Below are 529 nucleotides of genomic sequence, written 5' to 3'. Positions count from 1 at the left end.
GTGCAGCAGCAGATCGCCGAGTCGCGCATCGACATCGACCAGGCCCGGTTGGTCTGCCACCAGGCCTGCCAGGTGATCGACACCCAGGGCAACAAGGCGGCCAAGGACCTCATCGCGATCGCCAAGGTCGCCGTCCCGCGGGCGGCCGGGCGGGTCATCGACCGGGCCATCCAGGTGCACGGCGGGGCCGGGGTCACCGACGTCACCCCGCTGGCCGCGATGGCCGGCTGGCACCGCGCGATGCGGCTGTTCGACGGCCCCGACGAGGTGCACCTGCGCTCGCTGGCGATGAGCGAGCTGGGCCGCACCCCCGTCGTCCCGGTCCCGCCCGTCACCGTCTGACCGCCGGCGCCCGGCGTGGATCAGCTGGGTCCACCGACGTGCGTCCTGGCTCGCCGACGCCGCTGAGCCAGGACGGACTCTGCTGTCGAGATCGTGAGCCTTGCCAGAGACTGGGCCCATGGACCTGCTCGCCGCTGCCCGTGCCGACGCCGACCGCACCGTGGACCTCCGCCGCCGGCTGCACCGC

At 73.7% G+C, this 529-nt stretch carries 1 protein-coding gene; it reads left to right on the top strand.

Features of this window, described 5'->3' with window-relative positions; translation table 11 throughout:
* Positions 1 to 342, top strand: a 342-nt coding sequence (locus M3677_RS16860; protein WP_285844915.1) for an acyl-CoA dehydrogenase family protein, incomplete at its 5' end; no start/stop codon positions are given.
* Positions 343 to 529: the final 187 nt, after the last annotated feature.

This window comes from Curtobacterium sp. P97 (assembly GCF_023712445.1).
Lineage (GTDB): Bacteria > Actinomycetota > Actinomycetes > Actinomycetales > Microbacteriaceae > Curtobacterium.
This window is presented reverse-complemented; position numbering and strand designations above follow the sequence as displayed.